General features: G+C 40.1%; 7 protein-coding genes and 1 pseudogene. 4 read left to right on the forward strand and 4 right to left on the reverse strand.

Annotated features, from left to right (window positions below; genetic code table 11):
- The coding region (locus tag SB775_RS27125) for an SH3 domain-containing protein (RefSeq protein WP_410864235.1) at positions 1-917 on the reverse strand (917 nt) is incomplete at its 3' end.
- A 585-nt stretch (positions 918-1,502) separates the two neighbouring features.
- On the opposite strand from SB775_RS27125, the gene SB775_RS27130 reads away from it, so the two are divergent.
- The 4 genes from SB775_RS27130 (at position 1,503) to SB775_RS27145 (ending at position 3,532) form a co-directional block, all read left to right on the forward strand.
- Positions 1,503-2,108, forward strand: a complete 606-nt coding sequence (locus SB775_RS27130) for a protein kinase family protein (RefSeq protein ID WP_410864236.1) — start codon at positions 1,503-1,505, stop codon at positions 2,106-2,108.
- A gap of 30 nt (positions 2,109-2,138) precedes the next feature.
- Entirely contained in the window at positions 2,139-2,582 is a 444-nt protein-coding gene (locus SB775_RS27135; protein WP_410864238.1) for a DUF6376 family protein, read from the forward strand.
- 149 nt (positions 2,583-2,731) lie between these two features.
- Positions 2,732-3,160, forward strand: coding sequence for an SRPBCC family protein (locus tag SB775_RS27140; RefSeq protein WP_410864240.1), 429 nt, complete (start codon positions 2,732-2,734; stop codon positions 3,158-3,160).
- Complete coding sequence (locus tag SB775_RS27145) at positions 3,161-3,532, forward strand: ArsR/SmtB family transcription factor (RefSeq protein WP_061465208.1); 372 nt, start codon at positions 3,161-3,163, stop codon at positions 3,530-3,532. It abuts the gene before it with no gap.
- Positions 3,533-3,578: 46 nt separating this feature from the next.
- Here the strand turns inward: SB775_RS27145 and SB775_RS27150 are convergent, their stop codons facing one another.
- The 3 genes and pseudogenes from SB775_RS27150 to SB775_RS27160 all read right to left on the reverse strand — a co-directional run.
- Positions 3,579-6,428, reverse strand: coding sequence for a YhgE/Pip family protein (locus SB775_RS27150; RefSeq protein ID WP_410864242.1), 2,850 nt, complete (start codon positions 6,426-6,428; stop codon positions 3,579-3,581).
- A 2-nt stretch (positions 6,429-6,430) separates the two neighbouring features.
- Complete coding sequence (locus SB775_RS27155; RefSeq protein WP_089362741.1) at positions 6,431-6,937, reverse strand: RrF2 family transcriptional regulator; 507 nt, start codon at positions 6,935-6,937, stop codon at positions 6,431-6,433.
- Between the two features lie 175 nt (positions 6,938-7,112).
- Positions 7,113-7,445: pseudogene (locus SB775_RS27160) on the reverse strand (thioredoxin family protein); the annotation flags it as partial.
- Positions 7,446-7,696 lie beyond the last annotated feature (251 nt).

Raw genomic sequence — 7,696 nt, forward strand, 5'->3', positions numbered from 1 at the left:
GAATACACCGTCACTTTCGTTCCTTTTGAAAGCTTCGCGACTATGCTGGCACTTTCCGTTCCGCTTTTTCGCATATTAAGTGAACCTGTACTGACATTCACATATTTCGTTGTCGTTTTAACGGTTTCCGCAGCTTTGGTTACCGTTCCAGGTTTTGTCGTCGATAGATACTTGGTACTGACATATCCGTCTTTTCCATTGGCTTTAATTTTCGCCCAGCCTTTGGATTCCGAATACACCGTTACCTTTGTGCCCCTTGTCAGCTTTGCGACTACGCTTGCACTTTCTATACCGCTTTTTCGCATATTGAGTGAACCTGTACTCACATTCACATATTTCGTTGTCGTTTTAACGGTTTCCGCAGCTTTGGTTACCGCACCAGGTTTTGTCGTCGATAGATACTTGGTACTGACATATCCGTCTTTTCCGTTGGCTTTGACCTTCGCCCAGCCTTTGGATTCCGAATACACCGTTACCTGTGTGCCCCTTGTCAGCTTTGCGACTACGCTTGCACTTTCTATACCACTTTTTCGCATATTAAGTGAACCTGTACTGACATTCACATATTTCGTTGTCGTTTTAACGGTTGCTGCAGCTTTGGTTACCGCACCAGGTTTTGTCGTCGATAGATACTTGGTACTGACATATCCGTCTTTTCCGTTGGCTTTAATTTTCGCCCAGCCTTTGGATTCCGAATACACCGTTACCTGTGTCCCTTTTGCCAGCTTGGCGACTACGCTTGCACTTTCAGTACCTGTTTTTCTCATATTGAGCGAGCCGGAATTTACATGGACGAACATAACACCTGTTTCAATATTGGCCTGTTCTGCATGTAGTGGAGCTGCAGATATTTTTTCTTCGAAAGCAACTGTAGACAACACTGCAAAACAGAAAGTTGGTAAAATTAATTTCTTCATCTCATTCTCCCTACTAAAGAATTATATTTTTAACATTTATTTAAATATCGGTTAAAATAAGTATTATGTTATAGGTATTTATCCTCATTCATTAAAAACATACCATATTCCTTTAAATCTATAGAGGGATCGATGAATTTGTAACAAAATAGTAAACTAATAGACATATTTGCAACGAAAATTCATTTCCTAAGTTTCTAAGAGGATGCACAAGTTTGTCGTCGAAATAAAGTATATTGAAATATTTATTCAGTTAATTAATTTATGGGGACGAACATCTTCCTGAATATACCGAATATACATAAAGGGTAAGCATACAATCCGAATATTTGACGGATTGAGGCAATAATCTATATACTCACTATATATACTTATATGAATCCTTCTGTTAAGGGGAGTAGCTATACAATAAAGTCGTCAATACAGGATTTTATCCTCGGCTTTATTGGCAACTGATCTTAGTTGTTTGCAAGACCTTGCCGATTATTTGGTGAGGTCTTTTAATTTTTAAAAGACGGTATAACCAACAATCGGTTATACCGTCTTTTTTTGATTCGAAAAAAATTCACAATAGAGGTGAAAAGTATGCAGAACTATTATGAATTAGCTCAAAGCGTTAAGATTTCCGATGATAAAAAGCATATATTGCTTGATGCCGACCAATCTTTATCACTTATAGGAAAAGGCCGAAGCGCTTATGTATTCCGAATTCATTCCACCAATAAAGCCCTAAAAGTGTTTTTCCCGGACCATACTCACACAGCAAAAGTTGAAGCTGAAATATACAAAACCGTTCAAGCCATCAATTACTATCCAACACTATATGATGCGGGGGGAAATTACCTGGTTATAGATCACATCGAAGGCAACACTCTTTTTGAATGTTTAACATTAGGAATCCCGATAACGGAAAAAAACATCGAGGAGATTGACCATGCCTTACAATTAGCAAGGAAAGAGGGATTGAATCCTTCGGATATCCATTTACGAAACATCTTCATCACTTCCGAAATGAAGGTGAAGATCATTGACATTGCAAGGTTTAAACAAGTGAAATCATGTAATCAGTGGCATGACCTGAAAAGTGCTTTTCACCTTTTATATTCGAAGTCATTTTTTCCGAAGAAAATCCCTGGCTTCATACTGAATTCCATTGCAGCGATTTATAAAAAGAGATTCTTGCCCATCTGATCATCACCATAAAAACAAATGGAGGCATATATGAAAAAAAGAATGACCATTGTTTTTCTGTCCTTCCTTATATTAAGCGGCTGTTCGCTTTTGGGAGAAGTCAATTCATCATTGGAGTATGCGGATAATGCGACGGGATATATTAATACCGTTAAGGATTTTGCCAATGAGGTGTCCGCATTGGCAAAAGATGCCGTCACGAATGCCGAAGCAAGGGAAAATCTTGAAAAAGAATTGCAATTGATGAAAACGGAGATCGAAGACTTCAATGCAACTGAACCACCCCAAATCGCTGAAGGCATCCATGAGAAAATCGTCAGCTCAAATCAACAGCTTTCAGATGGAATTGAATTATACTTGAATAATATTGAAAGTGGCCAAATCGACCCTAAGGCATTGGAAGATTCAGAGGTAATGAAATCAATCGATAATTTAACAGAGCTGGCAAAACAAATTGAAGAATTGGGTAATTAAGCAGTCTGCTTCCTTAATCCTTATTCCTGATTTCAGGAATAAGGAGAATGGCTCGAAACAAATCATTGACATGAAACCAAAAGGTTTTATATAATCAATAAAGCAAAACCAATTGGTTTCATATTTTTCAATGACAAAGGAGAATCAGTATGGAAAATCAACATACACTACAGGATATCAAGAAGACAGTTATTCTTGAAGCACCTATCCAAAAAGTTTGGGATACAGTTTCGACTGCAGAGGGCATAGCTTCATGGTTCATGCCAAATGATTTTCAACCGAAAGTGGGACATGAGTTCCATGTGCAATCACCTTTTGGTCCATCTCCTTGTAAGGTAACGGAGTTAAATGCTCCTCATCGTCTTTCATTCAGTTGGGATACGGACGGTTGGTTCATTTCCTTCATTTTAAAAGAACTGGATGGCAAAACGGAGTTCACCCTTATTCATGGTGGTTGGAAAGAGCCTGATACGATTCTTCCGAAACCGAATGAAAAGAGCTCAGTGATTCGCGAGAGAATGGATCATGGCTGGGAACAGCTCGTTCATGCAAAACTTAAAAAGGTTGTTGAGGGCTAAGTGTCTGCAGCAGAAAAGCATGATGTATTTCAGGCTATCGCCGACCCAACCCGCCGTAAGGTCCTGCAATTGCTTGCTGAAGGGGATTTACCCATTTCAGAAATCACTTCTCACTTTTCCATGAGCCGGACAGCGATTGCCAAGCATCTTCATATCCTTTCTGAAGCTGAATTGGTCAGTGGCCGGAAGGTAGGCAGAGAGAAACGCTTTCGACTTCAGCCAGAACCTTTAGCGGAATTGAAACAGTGGCTTTCCTTTTATGATCAATTCTGGGATAACAAATTATCCATCCTTAAACATGTGATTGAAAATTCAGGGGAAAATGGATTGAAAGTCATCGATAAAGAAAAGGACACAGATGAACCATCATAATGAAGATAACCCCCGGCGCATTGCACCGGGGGCTTTTTTCATTAGTTTATGCATCCATCTCCACATTGTGTTCTTTGCGCTTCCGGATGACCATCGTTAGCAATAGTAGTAGATTGAAGAAAATGATGCATCCAGTAAGGAACACGATACTCGTTGTCAATGCATCCACTCCAAGGCTCGTACTCATCGCCTGACGGAAGCCCATGACAGAGTATGTCATTGGTATGAACGGGTGAACATGACTGAAGAAGTTATTGGTCAGTTCCACAGGGAACATTCCTCCGCTTGCACCTAGCTGTAGTACAAGGAATATCATCGCTATTAAACGACCTGGATTTCCAAATCCTACGGTCAGGAAGGTAACGATGAACATGAAGGTAAGTGAAGTCAAAATGGAAACCCCTATGAATTGCCCCATGTTCTCGACCTGTAAGTCCATTCCCCAAATCATAATCGCATCCAACACTAATGCTGAAAGCGTTGCTTGGATAAATAGGACCGTGAATTTACTGAACCACCATGCCACTCCAGATGTAGGTCTTGTAGATGCCTTGCCTGTCGGGAATCCCATGTTGAAGGCAATAGCTCCTACAAATAACCCAAGAGACAATACATAAGGAGCTAGTGCATGACCATAATTAGGCACGTTACTGCTTTTTTGTTCTTTAACCTGTGCCGGTTCAGCAATCATGCTGTAATTATCATCTGTTGTTTCATTTTCATTTATTTCTTCTGCACCATCACTCAGTTTTTCCGAAAGTTCGCCTGTTCCATCTTTTAGAGAGGAGATTCCATCGCCCAATTTATTTGAACCTTCAGCAAGTGCTGATGAACCTTTATTGATTTTACCTGCTCCATCAGCAAGTTGGATGACTCCATTGCTTAAAGTTGGTAAATTGCTTGCCAATTGTTCAGTGCCTTTAACAAGTGCTGATGAACCATCTTTCAAGGAACCTGAGTTTGCATTCAGCTCATTCGCCCCATTAGCAAGTTTATTTGCCCCTTCGCCAACTTGGCTAACACCAAACGCATACTTCTCAAGACCATTACCAAAGGAGGATGACCCTGCCTGAAGTTGTGAAACTCCATCAACCAGTTGACCAGATCCCTCAGTTAGTTTTGATAAACCATTATTTAACGAAGAACCGCCTTGTGCTAACTGATTGATCCCATTCACTAGTTCTGGTGTCCGTTCATTTAAACTATCGGTTGCCTCCGTTAATTGATTGCTGCCTTTAACGGCTTCATTCATGCCGGTATTTAATTGGGTTGCACCAGGAATCAATTGTTCTTCCAGTGAGTTCCTTATTGCCGTATACCCATTTAACGCTGAAACGGCGTTTGGATTAACTTTATTCACCGCATTATTTAAATTGGCCACCTGTTCTGGAAGTTGGCCTAATCCATTCAATACTGGCATTACTTTATTCGTTAATTGCGTTGATAAGTCGGATACACTTGCAGCAAGATTCGATGCAATTTGTTTTTGTGCTCCCGCTTGTATTTGAAGTTCATTTTGAATGGCTCCAATTAATTCGGATTGTTGTTCACTGGTCATACTTTTGTATGCTTCAGTGTTTTGAACGGTATTGATTGTGCTTTGTCCATTATTCGCAATCGTTGATTGAAGTTCCGTTAAAGCTGCTTGGCTTTTATTGAGATCTTCAGTAATGCCAGATACGGTACCGGACGTGCTGCTTCCTGCTGGGACCGCTTTTTGCAATTGATTCACACCGCTTTGAATGCTTGACAGTCCTTGCTTAAGCTGACTCAGCTGTTCTTCTGCGGGCAATTGGCCATCCATCTTTTTCAGGCCGGCATTTAACGCCCCGTTTCCTTCAGCCAGTTTAATGATTCCCTCATTTAAACTCTGCTGACCTGCTGCCATTTTTGGGATTCCTGAAGATTGGTCCGTCAGCTGCCTTGCATTTTGCGATAATTGATTCAACCCATCATTCAAATTCGCACTGCCTGTTTGCGCTTGTGCTAATCCAGTATTTAAAGTTTGGGCTCCTGGAACCACTTCGGCCAGCCCAGTGGAAAGTTGGGAAGAACCTTGTATAAGTGCTTTACTATTATTAGTTAATTCCCCTGTACCTGATGCGAGTTCGTTCGCACCCTTTTGCAACTGACCGACACCAGAAGTGTATTGTGATATTCCCTTATTTAATTCCGAAGCGCCACTTTCAAGTTTATTGGCTCCTTCCAAAAACTCGCCAACACCAATTTGAAGTTTATTCGCTCCCTCTTTAAAAGTTAATGTACTGGAAGCTAATTTATTCAGATTCTCTGTCACTTCTTTGTTTCCATCATGCAGTTTTTCAGCACCTTCATCCAGTTTTGATGCCCCATCTGCTGCATCACCGAATCCATCTCCGATTTTATCCAGTTGTGAGAAGATTGCTTCCGCATATTCTTTTGTGACACTTTCAGCAATTTCCGTTTTCAAGTTATTCGCTGCCTGTTTTCCGACCGTTCCCGAAACGAAACTGCGTCCAGGATTCACATCATATGTTAAATTCATTTTCTTAGGTTTATCATCCAGGACGGTTGAAGCATTTTTTGAAAAGTCCTCTGGAATGGTAACAACCATATAATATGTACCATCTTCGAATCCTTTTTTCGCCGCTTTTTCCGTTACGAAATGCCATTCTAAATCATCATTGTCCTTTAATTGCTCGATCAGCTCATTACCGACAGTTAAGGTTTTACCCTCATACTCCGCCTTCACATCATTATTCACGACTGCAACAGGCAATTTACCCGTATTCCCGTATGGATTCCAAGCAGAACTAAGGAATAACCCCCCATAAATAATCGGAACGAACAGTAAAACGATTGCGACACCGATCAGTTTTGGATTTGTAAGTAAAAGCTTCCATTCTTGTTTAAGCATGTTCACTCTTTTTCACCCTTCTTTTCACGCATTAATTCACTCAATGACCCCGAACTCCAATTAAGAGTCGGTATGTCCGTGTTGCCAAAGCTTTCTTTAAGCAAATCTGCCACTGTTTGGCTGGAAAAGAACTCCATTAAAAGTTCATCCGCCTGAGAAAACATTCGCCGAAGAACGTCCATGCCCTTTTCTGCATACTCTCCATCTTTAAACGCTTTTTCTATAAGTCCTGTATCTGGAAACATCGAAATGGGGCCTTCCATCGCTTCAATAATTTCAAGGTTTTTAATCTTATCTGCACTTTTGGCAAGAGAAAGGCCGCCATTATTACCAGGAACGGAAGTGATTATCCCCTTACAGACCAATTTCCTAATGATTTTTTTCAAATAAGAAGGAGAAACCTCTAACCGCCTGCTGATCTCATTAGACGAAAGCGGTACATTTTTATCCTGGGTTGAGAGTATAACAATGATGCATATTGCTTGCTCGACCCCTTTAGTTAATTGCAATTCAGTTCACCTCTTCAAATAGTTAAGTGGATGTTTCATATCCATAATGGATATTCGGTATCTATAATTAAACCCTGTTTCATCTAAGAAATCAAGTTATTTTTAGAAAAAAATTCCTAAAAAAAGGTGAACCCCTTATTACAGCATAATAAGGGGTTCACCTTTACAACAACTTTTATAGATCATTTAGAAATTCATTGACTGCCTCTGGGGTTTTAGCATTCGCACTGTGCAAATGTGCAATCTTTTCTCCATTTTTAAAAACCAATAAAGATGGAATTCCCATCACGGTCTGCTCTTCTGAAATCTCTGGATACTCGTCACGATCGATTGTAAACCACTGTTTGTCTTGATGTTCTTGAGTGATCTCATCAATGAACATGTCTAAACGTTTGCAGTCTGGACACCATGTAGTCGTAAAAATCCCGACTGTCAGTCCCTCTTGTTTAATTTGTTCACGGTATTCTTGTTCAGTATTAATATTTTTCATGATTGCCCCCTCCGAACTTTTCTTATCATCATCATACTTTCATCCATGAATAAATGTACTCAAGGATTAATATATAATTAATTCCTTCACAGTACAAACCGTTTATCCTCGATCTTGTTCGGGGTGAGACACTTCCGCACCCCCTTTTGTAAACAAATTTTAAGGAAAAGCCAGTTTGCCCATAGTTTTTTCTTTAGGCTCTTTTCGTAAAGATTGTTGTTTTTAAAACGAAACTATTTAAGGTTGATTGGAGCGGAAGTGCGAGACTC

It is taken from the genome of Peribacillus sp. SIMBA_075 (assembly GCF_046534585.1).